The sequence below is a fragment of the Bifidobacterium porcinum genome (assembly GCF_055378475.1).
On record NZ_AP029603.1, the window covers coordinates 2,007,411 to 2,026,605 of the forward strand.

10 protein-coding genes and 2 rRNA genes are annotated in these 19,195 nt (G+C 59.2%); 2 read left to right on the forward strand and 10 right to left on the reverse strand.

The genetic code is table 11. The annotated features are described in order from the left end of the window. Nucleotides 1–48: 48 nt before the first annotated feature. Nucleotides 49–3,112: ribosomal RNA gene (locus tag ACZ41G_RS07970) — 23S ribosomal RNA — on the reverse strand. 432 nt (nt 3,113–3,544) lie between these two features. Next, nucleotides 3,545–5,074: ribosomal RNA gene (locus ACZ41G_RS07975) — 16S ribosomal RNA — on the reverse strand. The 16S and 23S rRNA genes sit together here, the layout of an rRNA operon. Nucleotides 5,075–5,539: 465 nt before the next feature. Here ACZ41G_RS07975 and ACZ41G_RS07980 point away from each other — a divergent pair. Next, a complete protein-coding gene (locus ACZ41G_RS07980; RefSeq protein ID WP_033506905.1) occupies nt 5,540–6,307 on the forward strand; it encodes an SIR2 family NAD-dependent protein deacylase in 768 nt (255 codons plus the stop codon). A 125-nt stretch (nt 6,308–6,432) separates the two neighbouring features. On the opposite strand, the gene ilvA is transcribed toward ACZ41G_RS07980, so the two are convergent. The 7 genes from ilvA to ACZ41G_RS08015 all read right to left on the reverse strand — a co-directional run bounded on the left by ilvA (nt 6,433) and on the right by ACZ41G_RS08015 (nt 16,690). Continuing rightward, the gene (gene ilvA, locus ACZ41G_RS07985) at nt 6,433–7,698 is read right to left on the reverse strand and encodes a threonine ammonia-lyase (RefSeq protein ID WP_321046671.1); all 1,266 of its coding nucleotides are present in this window, start codon (nt 7,696–7,698) and stop codon (nt 6,433–6,435) included. Between the two features lie 134 nt (nt 7,699–7,832). Continuing rightward, complete coding sequence (locus tag ACZ41G_RS07990; protein WP_321046672.1) at nt 7,833–9,659, reverse strand: glycoside hydrolase family 13 protein; 1,827 nt, start codon at nt 9,657–9,659, stop codon at nt 7,833–7,835. 330 nt (nt 9,660–9,989) lie between these two features. Beyond that, the gene (locus tag ACZ41G_RS07995) at nt 9,990–11,795 is read right to left on the reverse strand and encodes a Sip1-related alpha-galactosidase (protein WP_464145217.1); all 1,806 of its coding nucleotides are present in this window, start codon (nt 11,793–11,795) and stop codon (nt 9,990–9,992) included. Next, a complete protein-coding gene (locus ACZ41G_RS08000; RefSeq protein ID WP_464145219.1) occupies nt 11,792–13,486 on the reverse strand; it encodes a glycoside hydrolase family 13 protein in 1,695 nt (564 codons plus the stop codon). Before ACZ41G_RS08000 ends, ACZ41G_RS07995 begins: the two co-directional genes overlap by 4 nt. A gap of 3 nt (nt 13,487–13,489) precedes the next feature. Then, nucleotides 13,490–14,314, reverse strand: a complete 825-nt coding sequence (locus ACZ41G_RS08005; RefSeq protein ID WP_464145221.1) for a carbohydrate ABC transporter permease — start codon at nt 14,312–14,314, stop codon at nt 13,490–13,492. 5 nt (nt 14,315–14,319) lie between these two features. Next, the gene (locus ACZ41G_RS08010; protein ID WP_464146276.1) at nt 14,320–15,174 is read right to left on the reverse strand and encodes a carbohydrate ABC transporter permease; all 855 of its coding nucleotides are present in this window, start codon (nt 15,172–15,174) and stop codon (nt 14,320–14,322) included. 190 nt (nt 15,175–15,364) lie between these two features. Beyond that, nucleotides 15,365–16,690, reverse strand: coding sequence for an ABC transporter substrate-binding protein (locus ACZ41G_RS08015; RefSeq protein ID WP_464145222.1), 1,326 nt, complete (start codon nt 16,688–16,690; stop codon nt 15,365–15,367). 255 nt (nt 16,691–16,945) lie between these two features. Here ACZ41G_RS08015 and ACZ41G_RS08020 point away from each other — a divergent pair, with 255 nt between their 5' ends. Then, complete coding sequence (locus ACZ41G_RS08020; RefSeq protein WP_464145224.1) at nt 16,946–17,947, forward strand: LacI family DNA-binding transcriptional regulator; 1,002 nt, start codon at nt 16,946–16,948, stop codon at nt 17,945–17,947. A gap of 410 nt (nt 17,948–18,357) precedes the next feature. Here ACZ41G_RS08020 and ACZ41G_RS08025 read toward each other — a convergent pair whose 3' ends face one another. After that, nucleotides 18,358–19,191, reverse strand: a complete 834-nt coding sequence (locus ACZ41G_RS08025) for a carbohydrate ABC transporter permease (RefSeq protein ID WP_464145226.1) — start codon at nt 19,189–19,191, stop codon at nt 18,358–18,360. Nucleotides 19,192–19,195: the final 4 nt, after the last annotated feature.

The window sequence follows — 19,195 nt, forward strand, 5'->3', positions numbered from 1 at the left end:
TGTCGTCCGGGTGATGCTTGTTCTTGCCACCCCTGACGGGGTGATCGTGTGGTGTTGCCGTTCGACTGTTAGTACCGGTCGGCTCCACCCCTCGCGGGGCTTCCACGTCCGGCCTATCAACCACGTGTTCTGCATGGAGTCTCCAGACCCCCAAGGGGGTCACGGAATCCTGATCTCGGAGCAGGCTTCCCGCTTAGATGCTTTCAGCGGTTATCCCTCCCGAACGTAGCCAACCGGCCGCGCCACTGGCGTGACGACCGGCATACCAGAGGTTCGTCCACCCAGGTCCTCTCGTACTATGGGCAGGCCTCCTCAGGATTCCAACGAGCGCAGAGGATAGAGACCAAACTGTCTCACGACGTTCTGAACCCAGCTCGCGTGCCGCTTTGATCGGCGAACAGCCGAACCCTTGGGACCTGCTCCAGCCCCAGGATGCGACGAGCCGACATCGAGGTGCCAAACCATCCCGTCGATATGGACTCTTGGGAATGATCAGCCTGTTATCCCCGGGGTACCTTTTATCCGTTGAGCGATGCCGCGCCCGTGCGCCGGCACCGGATCACTATCTCCGACTTTCGTCCCTGCTCGACCCGCCGGTCTCGCAGTCAAGCCCCCTTGTGCGATTGCACTCGACACCCGGTTGCCAACCGGGCTGAGGGGACCTTTGAGCGCCTCCGTTACTCTTTGGGAGGCAACCGCCCCAGTTGAACTACCCGCCAGGCACTGTCCCTGAAGAGGATGACTCTTCGAGGTTAGACGCCAGGTGTGGACAGAGCGGTATTTCACCTTCCGGCTCCCCGCGGGCTGGCGCCCGCGGCTCACAGCCTCCCGCCTATGCTACACAATCCAGACCTGACGACAATACCAAGGTATAGTAAAGGTCCCGGGGTCTTTTCGTCCTTCTGCGCTTAACGAGCATCTTTACTCGTACTGCAATTTCGCCGAGCTCCTGGTCGAGACAGCGGGGAAGTCGTTACGCCATTCGTGCAGGTCGGAACTTGCCCGACAAGGAATTTCGCTACCTTAGGATGGTTATAGTTACCACCGCCGTTTACCGGGGCTTGAATTCACCGCTTCACCCCAAAGGGCTGACGGATCCTCTTAACCTTCCGGCACCGGGCAGGCGTCAGTGCATATACAGCGGCTTGCGCCTTCGCATGCACCTGTGTTTTTGGTAAACAGTCGCTACCCCCTGGCCTGTGCCACCCCCCAAGGCTCAACGCGCGAGGCGCATCACCCCAAGGGGTCTCCCTTATACCGAAGGCACGGGAGTGGTTTGCCGAGTTCCTTGACCAGGATTCGCTCGATCGCCTTGGTATACTCTACCAGACCACCAGTGTCGGTTTCGGGTACGGGCGGCATGGGGCCCTGGCGCCGAAGCTTTTCTCGGCAGAAGGGATCACCGGATTCGCCCCCTAGGGGGCCCATCATCACGCCTCGGCCTTATGCCCCGCGGATTTGCCTGCGGGACGGCCTGCACGCTTGACCACGGAAAACCACCTCCGCGGCCGGCTACCTGACTGCGTCACTCCTGCGTCGGCCTACCACACGCGGGATCCCAACACCACCCGCGTCCACGCCCCGAAAGGCGCTTCCACGGGAAGCGGAGGTTAGCACACGCGCTTCGGCTTTGACGGTCCCCAGCCGGTACGGGAATATCAACCCGTTCATCCATTCGACTACGCCTGTCGGCCTCGCCTTAGGACCCGACTGACCCGGGGACGACGAACGTGGCCCCGGAACCCTTGGTCATCCAGCGGACGGGATCCTCACCCGTCTCTCGCTACTCATGTCTGCATTCTCACTCCCCCACGGTCCACGACACGCTCACGCGGCCGCTTCGCCCCATGGGGGACGCTCTCCTACCCAGCAGGAAACCTGCTGGCGCGTCTTCGGTGGTGTGCTTGAGCCCCGCTACATTGTCGGCGCGGGACCACTAGACCAGTGAGCTGTTACGCACTCTTTCAAGGATGGCTGCTTCTGAGCCAACCTCCTGGCTGTCTATGCGGCCCCACATCCTTTCCCACTTAGCACACGCTTCGGGACCTTAAACGACGCTCTGGGCTGTCTCCCTCTCGACGACGGAGCTTATCCCCCGCCGACTCACTGCCGCGCCACACCTCACGGGTATTCGGAGTTCGGCTGCTGTCGGTACCCGAACCGGGCCCTCAAGCATCCGGTAGCTCTACCCCCCGGAGGCGACACGCGACGCTGCACCTAAATGCATTTCGGAGAGAACCAGCTATCACGGAATTTGATTGGCCTTTCACCCCTAGCCCCAGGTCATCCCCCCGGTTTTCAACCCAGGTGGGTGCGGTCCTCCACGCGGTCTTACCCACGCTTCAACCTGCCCAGGGCTAGATCATCCCGCTTCGGGTCCAGGACACGCGACAAACGCCTTTTAAGACTCGCCTTCGCTACGCATACGCCACACGGCTTATGCACGCCACATGCCACTGACTCGCAGACTCATTTTTCGATAGGCACGCCGTCACCCCACAAAGAAGGCTCCGACGGATCGTAGGCGCACGGTTTCAGGAACTCTTTCACTCCCCTCCCGGGGTGCTTTTCACCTTTCCCTCACGGTACTGGTACACTATCGGTCAGACGGGAATACTTAGGCTCACCCCACGGTCGGGGCTGATTCACACGGGATTCCACGAGGCCCGTGCTACTTGGGCAAACTGTGATACCGAGACGACACGCATACGGCTACGGGGCCATCACCCTCTACGGCCAGGCATTCAATCCTGCTCGCCTCACACGTCGTTTTATCACTCGGCCCGGCCCCGTCGGAGACCGGACACACAGGCCCGCAACACCCCACGCGCAACCCCCGACGGGTATCACACGCGCAAGGTTTGGCCTGGTCCGCTTTCGCTCGCCACTACTCACGGAATATCCTTTCCTGCAGGTACTGAGATGTTTCACTTCCCTGCGTACCCCCCGCAAAAACTGCGGTGACAGCCCATGACGGCTGCCGGGTCACCCCATTCAGAAACCCTCGGATCAAAGCCAGCTCGGCGGCTCCCCGAGGCATATCGCTGCCCGCCACGTCTTTCATCGGTCCCGTCTGCCAAGGCATCCACCATACGCCCTTGCAGGCAACCCCACACACGGGGAACCCGCAAGACCAAACGAACACCGGACGACAGATCATCAACACTCTGCGATCACAAAACGATCAAACAAACAACCAGACCCCCAACAAAGGGGACCCGGTCGAAATACATCAGTACAAGCAGACCACGACCAGCCACCCCCACAGGGGCGGCCACGCGGTCCGCTCGCGTCCACTCTCCAGTTCTCAAACCACCACGCCACACCACACACCCCCACCCGGAACACCCGGGAAGGAACCCATGGCGGGCACCCGAACGCCAACCCCCACACAAGGAGGCCGTGGCGGCCAGGGAACCCAACAGCATGCCCATACCCGCCCCCCGAAAAGGAGGCGCAACGATCCTTCCACGCCAGCACGCCCGGCACCCACGGGGACGACCCCCGCGATACCATGCCAGGCAAACAATGAAATTCTCCGTAGAAAGGAGGTGATCCAGCCGCACCTTCCGGTACGGCTACCTTGTTACGACTTAGTCCCAATCACGAGCCTCACCTTAGACGGCTCCCCCCAGCAGAACTGGTCAGGCCACCGGCTTCGGGTGCTGCCCACTTTCATGACTTGACGGGCGGTGTGTACAAGGCCCGGGAACGCATTCACCGCGGCGTTGCTGATCCGCGATTACTAGCGACTCCGCCTTCACGGAGCCGGGTTGCAGGCTCCGATCCGAACTGAGACCGGTTTTCAGGGATCCGCTCCATGTCACCATGTCGCATCCCGCTGTACCGGCCATTGTAGCATGCGTGAAGCCCTGGACGTAAGGGGCATGATGATCTGACGTCATCCCCACCTTCCTCCGGGTTAACCCCGGCGGTCCCCCGTGAGTTCCCGCCATGACGCGCTGGCAACACGGGGCGAGGGTTGCGCTCGTTGCGGGACTTGACCCAACATCTCACGACACGAGCTGACGACGACCATGCACCACCTGTGAACCCGCCCCGAAGGGAAACGACATCTCTGCCGTCGTCGGGAACATGTCAAGCCCAGGTAAGGTTCTTCGCGTTGCATCGAATTAATCCGCATGCTCCGCCGCTTGTGCGGGCCCCCGTCAATTTCTTTGAGTTTTAGCCTTGCGGCCGTACTCCCCAGGCGGGATGCTTAACGCGTTGGCTCCGACACGGGACCCGTGGAAGGGCCCCACATCCAGCATCCACCGTTTACGGCGTGGACTACCAGGGTATCTAATCCTGTTCGCTCCCCACGCTTTCGCTCCTCAGCGTCAGTAACGGCCCAGAGACCTGCCTTCGCCATTGGTGTTCTTCCCGATATCTACACATTCCACCGTTACACCGGGAATTCCAGTCTCCCCTACCGCACTCCAGCCCGCCCGTACCCGGCGCAGATCCACCGTTAGGCGATGGACTTTCACACCGGACGCGACGAACCGCCTACGAGCCCTTTACGCCCAATAAATCCGGATAACGCTCGCACCCTACGTATTACCGCGGCTGCTGGCACGTAGTTAGCCGGTGCTTATTCGAAAGGTACACTCACCCCGAAGGGCTTGCTCCCAAACAAAAGCGGTTTACAACCCGAAGGCCTCCATCCCGCACGCGGCGTCGCTGCATCAGGCTTGCGCCCATTGTGCAATATTCCCCACTGCTGCCTCCCGTAGGAGTCTGGGCCGTATCTCAGTCCCAATGTGGCCGGTCGCCCTCTCAGGCCGGCTACCCGTCGAAGCCTTGGTGGGCCCTCACCCCGCCAACAAGCTGATAGGACGCGACCCCATCCCACGCCGCCAGAGCTTTCCCGGACCCCCATGCAGGAGCCCGGCACATCCGGCATTACCACCCGTTTCCAGGAGCTATTCCGGAGCATGGGGCAGGTTGGTCACGCATTACTCACCCGTTCGCCACTCTCACCCGCAAGCAAGCTTGCAGGATCCCGTTCGACTTGCATGTGTTAAGCACGCCGCCAGCGTTCATCCTGAGCCAGAATCGAACCCTCCACAAAAAAACAATGCGGAAAGCCAATAACAGACTCTCACAAAATAATTGACGGTCGCCTAATAAGGAAAGGCGACTCGCACGAAAACCCCGACCCCCATCAACCGCCCTCGCGGACTCCCACGCAGGACAATCAAACACCCCGCACGGAAGCGGGGACCGGACTGGCAATCATTGACTATAAAGAAGTAGTACAGACACGCTCTTGAGTTCTCAAACCACCACCACACACCCGACAAAACCAACCCCCCGAAGGAAGCCGGCCGGCGAGCGGCAGCAAGAGAACAACATACACCACCAACACCACCCACGCAAACCAACCACCCAACCACCACCCCACAAACCCTACAAAACACAAGCAAACACCGGCGTGTCGAAAACACCACACACCACACACAAAACAACACGACACCACCAGACCGCGCCCAACAACCCACCACAAACGGACATCACAGCGTGGTATTCCTGAGGTATGAGCAAAAAGATCGCAGTATTGACCGGCGCCGGCATCTCGACATCAGCCGGCATCCCAGATTTCCGCGGGCCCGACGGCGTGTGGACCAAACACCCCGAGCAGACCAAGGTCTACGACATCGACGCGTTTCTCACCAATCAGAAGGATCGCGAATATTCGTGGCGTTGGCAGAAAGAATCCCCCGTGTGGAACGCCCAGCCTGGCGCCGCACACAAGGCACTCGTCAAACTTGAGAAGGCGGGGCTCCTGACGCTCCTTGCTACGCAGAACTTTGATGCGCTGCACGAGAAGGCTGGAAATTCGCCGGATATCATCGTGAACCTGCACGGAACCATCGGCACGTCCCATTGCATGAAGTGCCACGCAAAATACGACACCGCAGACATTATGGCGCGCCTTGACGAGGAACCGGACCCGCACTGCCATCGCCGGCTCAAGTACCAGGGCGACATGCCGTGCAACGGCATTATCAAGACGGATGTCGTGTATTTCGGTGAGATGCTGCCGGACGGGGCGATGGAGAAATCGATGCGGCTGGTGTCTCAGGCCGACGAGTTCTGGGTGATCGGTTCGACACTTGAAGTGTTCCCGGCGGCATCACTCGCCCCGGTCGCCGCACAGGCCGGCGTGCCCGTCACCATCATGAATATGGGCAAAACGCAGTACGACAACATCGCCACGCGGCTGATTCATGAGGATATCGCCGTCGCGCTGCCGAAACTCGTGGACGAAACCATCGCCGAAGCGCAGGCGGATGAGCAGTAAGCACTGAAACTTGCGTTTGCGCCGCGCGGCAAGCAACCACGGCAACGGGCGAAGCATAACGGCCCCGGAACCTTGAGAATCCAAGGTTCCGGGGCCGTTGCCATACAGAGGCAGATGGCGGACCGTCAGTAGATGCGCTTGGGGTCGAAACCGGCCTGCTTCAACGCTTCGAGTACGCGGTCGATGTGGTCGGGGCCGTTCGTTTCGACGGTGACCCCGAGGGCGACTGCATTCGTGTAATGACCGGACGCCTTGAACTGGTCGTGGTCGAGGGCGATCACGTTGGCACGCTGCTCGGCCAGCACTTGAGCGACCTTGAGCAGCTGTCCCGGCAGATCTGGCAGCTCGACCTCGAAGTTCATGATGCGGCCGCGGGCAATCATGCCCTTCTGAATGACCGCGCCGATGGTGACGGTATCGATGTTGCCGCCCGACATGATCGGGACGACGACATGCGGACCGGGAGCGGACGCGAACTTGCGCGAACGCAGGTTCAGGTGCTCCAACGCGGCGAGCGATACCGCGCCCGCGGCCTCGACGACGAGCTTGTGCTTCTCGAGCATCAGGAGGATCATCTCGTTGATATCACGTTCGGACACGGTGATTAGGTCGTCCAGAAATTCGTTGAGCAGCGCGAAGGTCAGGTCGCCGGGGCGCTTGACGGCAACGCCTTCAGCCGAGGTGACCACCTTGTCGGCGGGGACTACACGACCGGCGGCGAACGAGTTCTTGAACGCCGGGGAGCCTTCTGGAATCGCGCCAATCACGCGGACTTCGGGCTTGAAGGTCTTGACGGCGAGCGCCACGCCGGCGCCCAGACCGCCACCGCCGAGCGGCACGACGATATCGGTGACATTCGGGACATCTTCGAGGATTTCCATGGCGATGGTGCCTTGGCCGCAGATGACCTCGTAATCGTCGAAGGGCGGCACGTAGATCATGCCCTGCTCGTCGCTCAGCTTCTGGGCGTACGCGGCGGCTTCGTCGAACACATCACCGTGCAGGACGACGTCGGCGCCGTAGGCTTTGGTGGCGTCAACCTTGAGTGGCGGGGTGATGGTTGGCATGCAAATGGTGGCTTTTGCGCCACGCTCGCGGGCGGCGTAGGCGACACCCTGCGCATGGTTGCCGGCGGATGCGGTGACGATGCCGCGAGCCAGCTGGTCCTCGGACAGGGAGGCGATCTTGTTGTAGGCGCCGCGAATCTTGAAGGAACCGGTAACTTGCAGGTTCTCCGGCTTGAGAAGAATCTGGTGTCCGGTCATGTCGGACAGCACCGGGGAGGCAATAACCTCCGTATGCTTGGCCGTGCCTTTGAGCCGCTGGGCGGCCTTCTTCAATTCAGCGGCATGATCGCGCTGCAGTGCTTTGAGAACCTCGTTTTGTTCCATGATCGATATTGTAGGACGGTCGAGGCACAAGCATGTCGCCGCGTCTCGCACATTGGAGCAGGCCGCTGGCTGCCGCATGAGTGGCGAACGGGTTCCCACGCGGCAGCCACAAACCCTCCCGGGCTGGACCCGGCTTACAGCCGGACCGTCACCGCCTCCCACGGGGACAGCGTGCGTGCAGCCAGTGAATCGGCGGAATGCTGCGGATCATAGGATGTCAGCACGATGTCGGGCGACTGGTTAGCGGCTGCGGCGAGCGCGGCTGCGGTGTCATCCGGAATGCGGGCGTCTTTCCCGGACAGGTTCACGGCGACCAGCAGCCGCTCATCGCCCAGCGAGCGCGTGAACGCGTACACCTGCGGGTCGGATTCGTCGAGCAGACGCCAGTCGCCTGCGGATACGACCGGGTCGTCGTGGCGCAGTGCGATCAGCTGCTTGAAGAAGGAGAACACCGAATCCGGGTCATCCTGCTGGGCTTGCGCGTTGACCTTCGTATGGTTCGGATTGACGCTGATCCACGGTTCTTTGGGGGCGTCGGCGGCGGTGAACCCGGCGTAAGTCGAATCGTCCCATTGCATCGGTGTGCGGGCGTTGTCGCGGCTGCGCTTGGCGAGCGCGTCCATCATCGATTCGGCGGACTGGATATGCGCCTGCTCGACACGCTGGTGGAACATGTTCAGGGATTCAAGGTCGCGATACTGGTCGAGCCGGGTGAAATGCGCGTTCGTCATGCCAAGCTCCTCACCCTCGTAGATGTAGGGTGTGCCACGGTGCATGTGTAGCAGCATCGCCAGCGCCTTGGCGGAATGGACGCGGTTCTCCTCCGTAGAGTCATCGCCCCAGCGGGACACGACGCGCGGCTGGTCGTGGTTGTCGAAGAACAGGCTCACCCAGCCCTTCTTCGCGACCGCATCCTGCTGGGCGGCAAGCGTACGCTTCAGCTTCGGCAAATCAAGCGGGGTCGGATTCCACTTCGTGCCGTTCTCGCAATCAACATCAACATGCTCGAACATGAACAGCATGTCCAGTTCGCGTGCGGCGGGGTCCGTGATCTGCTCATTGCGCTGCGGAGCGACGCCTGGCGCCTCACCAACCGTGAGATAGCCTTCGCGGCCGTCGAACACCTCGCGGTGCATCTCCTTGAGGAACTCGTCAAGCCGCGGGCCGTCGGAGCAGAACGGGAATGGGGACGAGTAGCCGTCGGGACCGGCGGGATAATCCTCAATCTGGCTGCCAGGTTCGCCCGGAAGCTTGCCGTTGGGGTCGACGCGCTTGGAAATCTGCGTGATGACGTCCATGCGGAAACCGTCGATACCACGGTCGAGCCACCAGTTCATCATCTGGTAGACCGCCTGACGCACCTGCGGGTTCTCCCAGTTGAGGTCAGGCTGCTTCGGGGAATACTGGTGGAAGAAATACTCGCCGCGCTTGGGGTCATACTGCCAGGCGGAACCGCCAAAATACGAGCCCCAACGGTTCGGTTCGGCACCCGGCGTGCCCGGCTCATGGCCGGGACGGGCGGGACGCCACCAATACCAGTCGGCGTGCGGGTCGTTCTTGTCGCGGCTCGCTTGGAACCACGCGTGCTCGTCGGAAGTATGGTTGACGACCAGATCCATCACGATTTTCAGGCCACGCTGATGTGCTTGCGCGAGCAGTTCATCCATATCGTCAAGCGTGCCGAACATCGGATCGATGCTCTGGTAATCCGCGATATCGTAACCGTTGTCGTCCTGCGGGGACTTGTAGACCGGGCTCAGCCACAGCACGTCAACGCCCAGGTCGGCGAGGTAATCCAAGCGGCGGGTGATGCCCTTGATATCGCCGAGGCCATCGCCATCCGTATCCTGGAAGCTGCGCGGGTAGATCTGGTACACCACGGCGTTCGCCCACCACGGGCTGGTGGACGCCCCATTCGTGCGGACACCGGCGGGAAGGGCCGGACGATTGAAATTGGTCATGGCAAGCTCCTTTGCTGTCTAGTGTTGTTCTGCTGGGATTATCGTACGATGCACACGTTTTCATTCCTATTGCTGGCGTGCCGGGTGCGTGGGGCAAGTTATTCGGGCGCCGTGCGACTGAGCAGTCACACGGCGGGCGGATAGACCGATGAGGAAGGCCAGGGCTGAAGGCACCCGACGCCGTGCGACCGGAAAGCTACACAACAGACAGATAACCAAGGCAAACACAGAGGCAGCCACCGACAACCGCCCGCCATGCGACTGGACAATCACACAGTGGACAGATAGCCGGACAGCGGCAAATGCGACGGATGTGATATCCGGCTGTCGTCATCCTGCTATGACGCCCTCAGCATGCTGCCGAGGCATATCAACCAGCAGCGCTTGTCCATACGCGAGGCGGAAATCCGCATGTTGCGACTCGCACAAGTGGCTGACCGCCCCTTCAGCCGGCCCGTATACCGTCACCGGCGCATCAGCCACCAGCCTGACATGTTGCTCATCCTGTTTGCGCAGACCAATGTACAGTGTCATCTCGCGGTCGCCGAACGGCGCACGAATGCCTAAAGGCGTGTCCGAGAGCCGCGGATCATTCAGCAATGATTGCTCTACAGGAACCCCCGGCGAATCCGGATGCAGCACCTTGCCATCATCACCGACGATGCTACGGAGCACAGACGCGTTCGTATGGCCAAGCGCATCCGAACAATACACCGGACCACCGCTGAACACCCTTGCGAGCGCACTTGCCCACGCATACGGATGTTCACTCCAGAACATGTCCCAATCCGGATAATAAAGTTGCCCAAGCAACAAAGAACAGTAAGCGTTCTGTATGATGTGCTCATCCAAAGACTCGGGCGATCTCGGAAGGAAATCATCGCTGGTGCGTATGACCTGAGCCCGTTCACTGTGCCAGAAATTCTCCGGAGTCATCGCCATGCAGTTGATAATCGTTCCACCCATACAGTTCGACGCGTCTTCAAGCCCTTGGTGACGGCCGATAGTCGCCTCCCCGAAACTCTCCTGCCCCATGGTCATCACCGCGATTGAACCTTGGGAATCGACCTTCAGGAAATCAACACCCTGCTTCTCCAGTGCCGACTCCCAGTTGCCCCAGAAACGTGCAGCCTGATTTCTCATCGGCCCCGGTACCAATACGCCATCGCGACGCCGAGCAAGGCAGTCACCCAAAGTCGAAGCGATGGGGCCATCGGGGTCGATGCCATTCCAGTATCCTTGGAATGCTTGCCATACGCCGACATGCTCCACTCCGAACTGTTTACGAAGCACGTCGACCGTATGACTCAGCCCTTGCGGGAAACGCTCGGGATCGGCATCGAAGGAGCGCAACTTCTGTCGGGACCTGTCAACATCCGACCAACCGTCATCAATCAGCACCCAGGAAATGGGCACTCCCAACTTGTGGAATTCCTGCATCTTCTCGATGATGTTGCGCTCATTGACGTCCTGGCCCAGTGAATCCCAAGTGCACCAACCCAAACCGGACAGATTCTCCGGGAAAGGTTTCTGCCTGCGGGTGCTGATCCCCGTGTGCCCGGCGGCTGCCGATACGCACGCTTGAACGGCAAGGTACGGGGTTGCCGCTACCGACATGAACCCCAGCGTCGCTGCAATATGAGTCATTCCCATACGGTTCGACGACACCACGAACTCGATACCTTGCGCGTCCCCTCTGATGTCTGTACGGAAATCGGCATCGCAAATCGCCAGCACCGCGTTCCACCACACACTACCGTCGTGATCCTTCCGACGCCAAAGAAGCAGTTGGGTGCCAAACGGGATGTGTGCGGTCGTTGAACACCATGCCGGCCGCATCCACCACTCCTTGTGCTGGTACAGCGCCAGAATCTCGCCGTCAGCAGCCGCACCCATCTTGCAGCTGACCCGTACGGCATCGCACGGTGCGAATGAATCACAGGCGATGAATTTCTGCTCGCGCTTCGCCAACCCGGTCTCAGTGCAGATTGACAGACTCCAGACAGCATCGTCCCCATGGTGAGGCTCGATGTTCACCGCCGTTACCGGAACAGCACATTCCTTGCACTCATGCGTGTCTTCTTTCAAGATGCTGGATTGGACACGCACAACATCGATTGGGCATACATTGTTCATTGGTTCTCCTTGCTACGAGACACCGGGGTTCCACGAAAATACCAGACCGCGCTTTCAGGTGGAACCTGCTTATTCGCGCGATCCGTTCTTTCCGGGCACGAATTCAACAGGACAGTCGCTTCTTCCGGCAGGCGAATCGCATGCTCGGAAGAGAAATTCACCAAGACTTCCAATCCGGAAGACACTTTCCAGCCAAGACCATCTTCAGCGTATTCACCATCCGTGAGCCATTCGGCTTCATCCCCCGGCCCAATCCAATGGCGACGCTCTGCGATGGCCGCACGGTATAGATTCAGCATCGATTCCGGCGAACCTTCCTGGTTGGACACCGCAAACCGTGCATACCATGCCGGCTGCGGCAGCCAAGGATGTGAAGACTGGCTAAAACCGAACGACACTGAATCACTGTTCCAAGGCAGGGGCACACGGCAACCGTCACGCCCTTTGAATCGATGCCCGGACCGCTCCCATATCGGGTCTTGCACGTCCGCAGACCGTAAATCAAGATCCTCAGGCAATCCGAGCTCATCACCCTGATAGATGAACGCTGTGCCGGGCAGACCAAGCATCAACAGCGCTTCGGCGCGCGCACGGCGTTCCGCCCGGGCAGGATCGATACTCGGGTCGCGGCCGTCCGACGTCACCCAATGTTCGACATCCGCACCTTTGGGAAGCGCAATCCGCGAAGCCAGTCTTGGCACATCATGGTTTCCCAGCACCCAGACCGGCGCGGAACCGGCAGCAGCAGCGCATACGCCAGTCCGCTCGATGATCTTCCGATAATCGTCTCGGTCCCACGCCGCCTTGAGCAGCGAAAAATCAAAGATCGACCCGAGTTCATCCTGCCGAGCATACTGGTAAACCCGTGGAGTGAATGGCGTCCAAGATTCCCCAATCGTGTACTTCACCGGCGTGTACTGATTCAACAGTTCGCGCCATTGACGGTAGATTTCATGCACACCATCGCGATCCCACAAAGGGTCAGACCCGTCCGCAGCTTGTGGCGACATCAATGCCGGATCCGGCCGATCCCGTAACGGCTCCCTCAGGTCTTTGACGAGCCCATGGGATACGTCAATACGGAACCCGTCTACACCTTGCTCGCACCAGAAACGGAGAATATCCAGGAAATCCTGCTGAACTTCAGGATTATCCCAGTTCAAATCAGGCTGTTCCTTGGCAAACGAATGCAAGTAGTACCATCCGTCCCCGCAAGGCTCCCACGCCGATCCGCCGAAATTGCTCAGCCAGTTCGTCGGCGGTTGTTCTCCGTGTTCTCCCCGCCCGACATGGAAGATATAGCGGTTCCGTTCCTTCGATCCCGGCGGCGAATGCAGTGCCTTGGTAAACCAAGGATGCTTGTCCGAAGTATGGTTGGGCACGATATCGATGATGATGCGTATTCCCCGGTCGTGCGCGCGCGCAACGAGATCGGCGAACTGCCGCAGCGTCCCGAACCTTGGATCTACGCCACAATAGTCAGCGACATCATACCCACCATCCGCAAGTGGCGAGGGATAGAACGGCGTGAGCCACAATGCATCCACACCGAGGTCATGCAGGTAGTCCAATCGATCAATGATGCCGCGGAAATCGCCTTCCCCGTCACCGTTGGAATCATTGAACGACCGGGGATACACCTCGTAGACCACGGCGTTTCTCCACCAATTATCAGCATTGCTCTCGGCCATAGGTCATCCTTTGACAGAGCCCGCCAGCATGGCACGGATGAAGTACCGCTGCAGGATGATGAACAAAATCATCGTCGGCGCCATGATCAGCAGAGCGCCTGCGTTGAGGAGCACGACATCGGTCTGATATTGGCCGACGAAAGACTGCAAAGCACCTGCCATCGTGCGCTTGTTCGGATCATCCTCCAGCACAACCGCAAGAAGGAACTGATTCCACGTCGCCAGGAACGTCAAGATGCCCAGCGATGAGAGCGCGGGAAGAGCGAGCGGCAGTTGCACCGAGACGAATGTACGGAAGTGCCCGGCACCGTCGATACTTGCCGCCTCAATCAAATCACGGGGCATCTGCTCGAAGCAGGACCGCATCCACACGATGCCGAATGGGATGTTGAGACCGATCAGGGGCAACATCAACGCCAGTCGGGTATTGAGCAGGCCCATGTCGCTGATTTCGTAATACAACGGAGTGACCAGGGTTTCGAACGGAATGGTTAGACCAATCAGGAACAGGAAGTAAATCAAGCCTTTGCACGGCACACTGAGATGGGCGAATGCGTAGCCGCCCAAGGAACATAGGATCATCACGCTCGGAACCACAACGACCACCAGCAGCATGCTGTTCAGCAGCAATGGGGTGATATTCGCCATCTTCCAAGCATCCACGAAATTGTGCCACTGCGGGTGGGCAGTGAATTGGATGCCTTCAGGAGTTGAGCCTTGCGGCTGAATCGCCGCAGAAAACATGCTCACAAAAGGCATGATGCAAAATACGATGGTCAAGGCGAGCATGATGCCGCCGATTATCTTGGTGCTTCTTGACTGCGTCATCGCAATCACCGATCCTTTCCATTCACCAAACGCTGCAATGGTCCGACAATCAAGAGGACCAGCACCATCAGTGCGACAGCCAATGCCGATGCGAGGCCTACGCTCTGCTGGGTGAAGGCCAATCTATACACTTGGACGCCCGGCACCATCGTCGAGGTTCCAGGGCCGCCCTGGGTGGACATGTACACCACATCAAAGCTTGCCAGCGCGGCGATGATCGTCATGGTCAAGCACACCCCGATCTGACCGCGTAAACCGGGAAGCGTGATATGTATCAGCTGCCTCCACCATCCGGCGCCGTCAAGACTCGCAGCCTCGTACAGCGATTGATCGATATTGCCGATGCCCGACAACAACAACACCACGCAGAAGCCCAGCTGAAGCCAGAATCCGATAACACCGACAGCGTTCAAAGCGGTCGTTCTATCGCCCAGCCATACATGGGTGGCATCGCCGAGCCCGGCGAGGCGCAGCAGCTGGTTGACTGTGCCCTTGTCCGCAAGCATCCACGTCCATGCGACGCCTGCCGCCGCCCCCGGAATCACTCGCGGCAGGAACAAGCACACCTGGGCGAATGACCGTCCGCCGCCGGAACGCATGTCCTTGATCAGCACCGCGATAATCAAGCCAAGAACAATCGGCACAAGCGAGAAGAAGATGATCAGATAGAACGAGTGAAGTATCGAACCGTACAAATCCGGATCGGTGAACACCGTCTGATAGTTCTTCAATCCCACAAACGTGCTCTCATCGATGCCGTTCCAGTCGTAGAAGGAGTACCAAACCGTCTGAATGATCGGCCAGAGTTCAAACGTTCCGTAAAACAGCAAGGCGGGAAGCAGGAACAACAGTCCCACCATCTTCAACGGGAGATAACGCTTTTTCTTCCCGGTGCCGACAGCACTCGTGCGAGCCGCCGTCGTACCGTTGTGTTGATTCTTCATTCCCATCACGTCCAAAATCGATGTATCAGAATTGAAATGCCGGGCAGAGTGCAAGGGGAACGACACTCCGCCCGGCACAGGTTGTCACAAATGCGGCAGGCCCCGACTAGTCGGCGATCTCTTTCTCATACTGTGCCTGGATGGAATCGACGAACTGCTGCGGAGTCATCGATCCGTCAAGCAGGGACTGGAATCCAGGAACCAGCGCACTGGCCTGCATGCCGGCGGTGGCATTGTTGATGTAGTCAGTGGTGTTGCCCGTCTTCACCAGCGCCGCATACGACGTGAGGATCTCACCAAGCAGCTGGTTGTCCGTCTTCGGGGTCTTTCCTTCGCCGATTGGCGGATATCCATTGTCGACTGCGATCTGCCGGGCTTCATCCGACTGGAGGAAGTTCAGGAATGCCGCGGCAGCGTTCTTGTGCTTGGCATTGGCGGGGATACCAAATGCGGTGACTGCGTTTGCGGCAGCGGACTGGGCGTCGGCCTTGGTGCCTGGGAAGGCGAACCATCCGGCGTCGGAACCGAGAGCTTTATTGATAGTGGCGGAGTACCAGCTTCCAGACGGGAAGAACAGCGCATCCCCTGCGCAGAAACGGCTCACCGCAGTAGAGCCATCGAGCGCCAGCGCATCCTTCGAGAAGTAGCCGGCATCCTGCCAGCTCTTGATCTTCTTGGCTGCCTTCAGCGCGCCATCCGTCGAGAACGTTGCCCCGGACTTCTGGACAATCCAGTTCTGCACCGCATCGCGACCCTCATAATCCGTCAGCAGTGCTTGATAGATGTACGACGTGCCGCCTTCCTTAGCAGGCATCATCATCGCGAGGACTCCCCCATCGGAAGCCTTCTTCATGTCCGCTTCCAATTCGTCCACGGTAGTGGGGGCGGAGGTGATGCCAAGTTTCTTCGCGACCTTCTTGTTCCAGTACATTCCGGTCATCGAGATGCCGTCAGGAATGGCGTACAGGCTGCCCGAGCCGATTTTCCCGCTGGAGTTCGCGCGGTACACTTCGGTTTGCGAATCAGGAAGATCCCACCCATAGGCCTTGGCGTATTCATCCAGGTTGACAACGTGCTTGCCGCGAACCGCGGAGTTCACATCAGTGATGCGCGCGACGTCCGGCGTATCGGCGGCGGAGATGACGCGAGGGCCGTTTTGCTGGGAGGTGTTATCGGGATCATACGTAGTTTTGATGGTCACATTCGGATATTTCTTCTGGAACGCTGCAATCAGTTGGTCATCGAAGGTTTTCAGACCAGCGCCGTCCCATAGCCTCAGTTCGATTTTCTCAGAACCGATGCTGGTGCTGACCGGTTCGGATTTCGTTGACGCACTCTTGGACGATCCCGGGCCGCAAGCGGATACGGAGAGCAGGCTGGCCGCGGCGACGATGCCTGCAACCGCCACTTTCATCGATTGTGCAATACCCATCGGAGATTCCTTTCTCACAATGTTTGATGAACACTTCTTTGTTGTGAGCGCTGTTGCTAAGCGCTTAGCATGAGATTATCGCATTGCTGATAAATTGTCAATGTCGACATGTCCGATTTCTGATTTTCGGCTTGATAAGCCATGCATCTAGCATGTGGTTATTGCATAAACGCTTAGTATACTAGGATTAAATACAGCGTACTTAGATCACAGGAGACATCAGTAACGACCATGGGACATACAACCATTGAAGATGTGGCGAAAGCCGCAGGCGTCTCGACATTCACGGTATCTCGTGCCTTACGTGGCAAAGACCACGTAGCAGCCGCAACTCGGGAAAAAGTACTTCGCGTTGCGCAAGAATTGAACTACACCATCTCCAAAACCGCATCATCACTAGCAAGCGGCCAAACCAACCGCATCGCGCTCCTCGCCAGAGACCGGATCGCCGGATGGTTCATCGGGGAACTGCTCGACGGCATGCTCGACATACTAGGACCCAAGCAATATGACACCATCATCTACCGGGCAGGCAGCACCGAAGAGCGAGAGACATTCTTCACCAATCTGCCCGCAAAGCGCAACGCAGACGCCCTCGTCATCACCGGATTCCCCGCCACCGAGCAAGAAGAGAACATACTTCGACGTCTTGGGATGCCTATCATTTCAGTCAACTCACGCGATGTGACGTGCTGCCAAGGCTCGATATCCATCGACGACAGCGCTTCCGAAGCAACGCTTATCCGTTACCTTGCGGCGCTCGGACACAGACGATTCTGCTACATCGGCCGGCAAGACCCCCTCACCGGCAAACAATGGGGGCATGACGAGCGCGTGGGCGCATATCTTGACACCATAAAGCTCATGGGCTTGCAAAACTGCGGCATGTATCACATCAGTCTGGACGATCCCCGGTCCGTCCAGAAAGCCATAGCCACCATGCTTTCGCTGCCCGACAAGCCGACCGCAATATGCGCCTGGTCGGATTATTGCGCCCTGGCCGTCATCCATGAACTCCAACGAAGCGGCATACGGGTTCCAGAAGACATTTCAGTCGCAGGCCACGATGGATCCGACGTGGCGACAGGCTTCGGAATAACCACCATGGCACAGCCCGCCCGCGAAATCGGACGGATGACGGCACAAACAACACTCGCGCTTATCAATCAAGAACCCCTACCAGAAAAGCGCATTATCGTGCAGACCACACTCGAGCCCGGCAGCACCACCGCTGCAATCACACAAGACGACAAATAGCCGATACGACGGGCACCAGGCAAGAGATAATCCGGTGCTGTGCAACTGTGCGATTGCACGGCGGGAAGATAGCGAGGGCGAACATGCGCACGGCGAGCGGAAACTGGCTGGCGTGCGACTTGGTGGTCGCACGGTGGGAAGATGCCGGGGAACCAGCCACGGGAAACCAGCGACAACCGCCCACCATGCGACCAAACAGTCACACAACAGACAGATAGCGGGGGCGGACGCAGAGACGACAGCCAGTAACGGTCTGCCATGAGACTGGACGACCGCACAACGTCAGAAAACAGACCGAGGGGCCTGTGAATGTGCATCACAGGCCCCTCGGCGGGAGAGAACAGATGGATGGAAGTGGATGGGGAGAGTAGGAAGGCGGCAGGCTTCCCTTACCCCCCTTGGGCTTTCCGTTACTTCACCGCGCCCCTCATCACGCCGCTGACAACCCAGCGCTGGGCGAAGATGTAGACGATCAGAATCGGGGCCATCGCCATCAGGTAGCTGGAGAACGCCATCGGGTAGTTGGTCGCGAACTGCGAGCTGAACACGTACTGGGCGAGCGGAATCGTCTGGTTGGACTGGTCCGTCAGCACAATCAGCGGCAGCAGGAAGTCGTTCCAAGCCCACAGCGCGGTCAGGATGCCGATCGTCGCGTTGATCGGGCTCATCAGCGGGAAGATGATCTTCCAGAAGATCTTCCACGTGCTCGCGCCGTCCACACGCGCCGCCTCTTCAAGCGACGGCGGAATCGAGCGGATGAAACCGGTCGCAATGAACAGGTTCGTGCCCAGGCCGAGCGTCATGTACAGCAGAATCAGACCGAACTGGTTGTCCAGATGCCAGGCGCCCATCTGCTTGGCGATCGGCAGCATCACCACCGGGAACGGCACGAACATCGCGGCGATGAAGAAGTAGTACAGGAAGCGGAAGAAGCGCTTGTCCATGTTGCGGGCGACGGCGTACGCCACGAAGGTGTTCGTCAGCAGCGTGAGCACCACCGCGGCCACCGTGATGATCGCGGAATTCAGCGCTGCCCGCGGATAATCGACCTTCGCCGAAGCATCCGCGAAATTATGCCACTGCCAGGACGTCGGCAGGCTGAAGGTACCCGCCTCGGCCGGTGTCTTCAACGCCGTGACGATGGTGAAATACAGCGGGACCAGCACGGTCAGCGACAGCACCACGGTCAGTGCGGTCAGCCACCAATTAATCCGATGATCCTTGTGGAATGTCTTGTCTTTCATGATG

What these genes read in the sequence shown, in the direction of transcription:
- ACZ41G_RS07980 (WP_033506905.1), top strand. Translation starts at nt 5,540, where the DNA reads ATGAGCAAAAAGATCGCAGTATTGACCGGCGCCGGCATCTCGACATCA.
- ilvA (WP_321046671.1), bottom strand. Translation starts at nt 7,698, where the DNA reads ATGGAACAAAACGAGGTTCTCAAAGCACTGCAGCGCGATCATGCCGCT.
- ACZ41G_RS07990 (WP_321046672.1), bottom strand. Translation starts at nt 9,659, where the DNA reads ATGACCAATTTCAATCGTCCGGCCCTTCCCGCCGGTGTCCGCACGAAT.
- ACZ41G_RS07995 (WP_464145217.1), bottom strand. Translation starts at nt 11,795, where the DNA reads ATGAACAATGTATGCCCAATCGATGTTGTGCGTGTCCAATCCAGCATC.
- ACZ41G_RS08000 (WP_464145219.1), bottom strand. Translation starts at nt 13,486, where the DNA reads ATGGCCGAGAGCAATGCTGATAATTGGTGGAGAAACGCCGTGGTCTAC.
- ACZ41G_RS08005 (WP_464145221.1), bottom strand. Translation starts at nt 14,314, where the DNA reads ATGACGCAGTCAAGAAGCACCAAGATAATCGGCGGCATCATGCTCGCC.
- ACZ41G_RS08010 (WP_464146276.1), bottom strand. Translation starts at nt 15,174, where the DNA reads ATGGTGGGACTGTTGTTCCTGCTTCCCGCCTTGCTGTTTTACGGAACG.
- ACZ41G_RS08015 (WP_464145222.1), bottom strand. Translation starts at nt 16,690, where the DNA reads ATGGGTATTGCACAATCGATGAAAGTGGCGGTTGCAGGCATCGTCGCC.
- ACZ41G_RS08025 (WP_464145226.1), bottom strand. Translation starts at nt 19,191, where the DNA reads ATGAAAGACAAGACATTCCACAAGGATCATCGGATTAATTGGTGGCTG.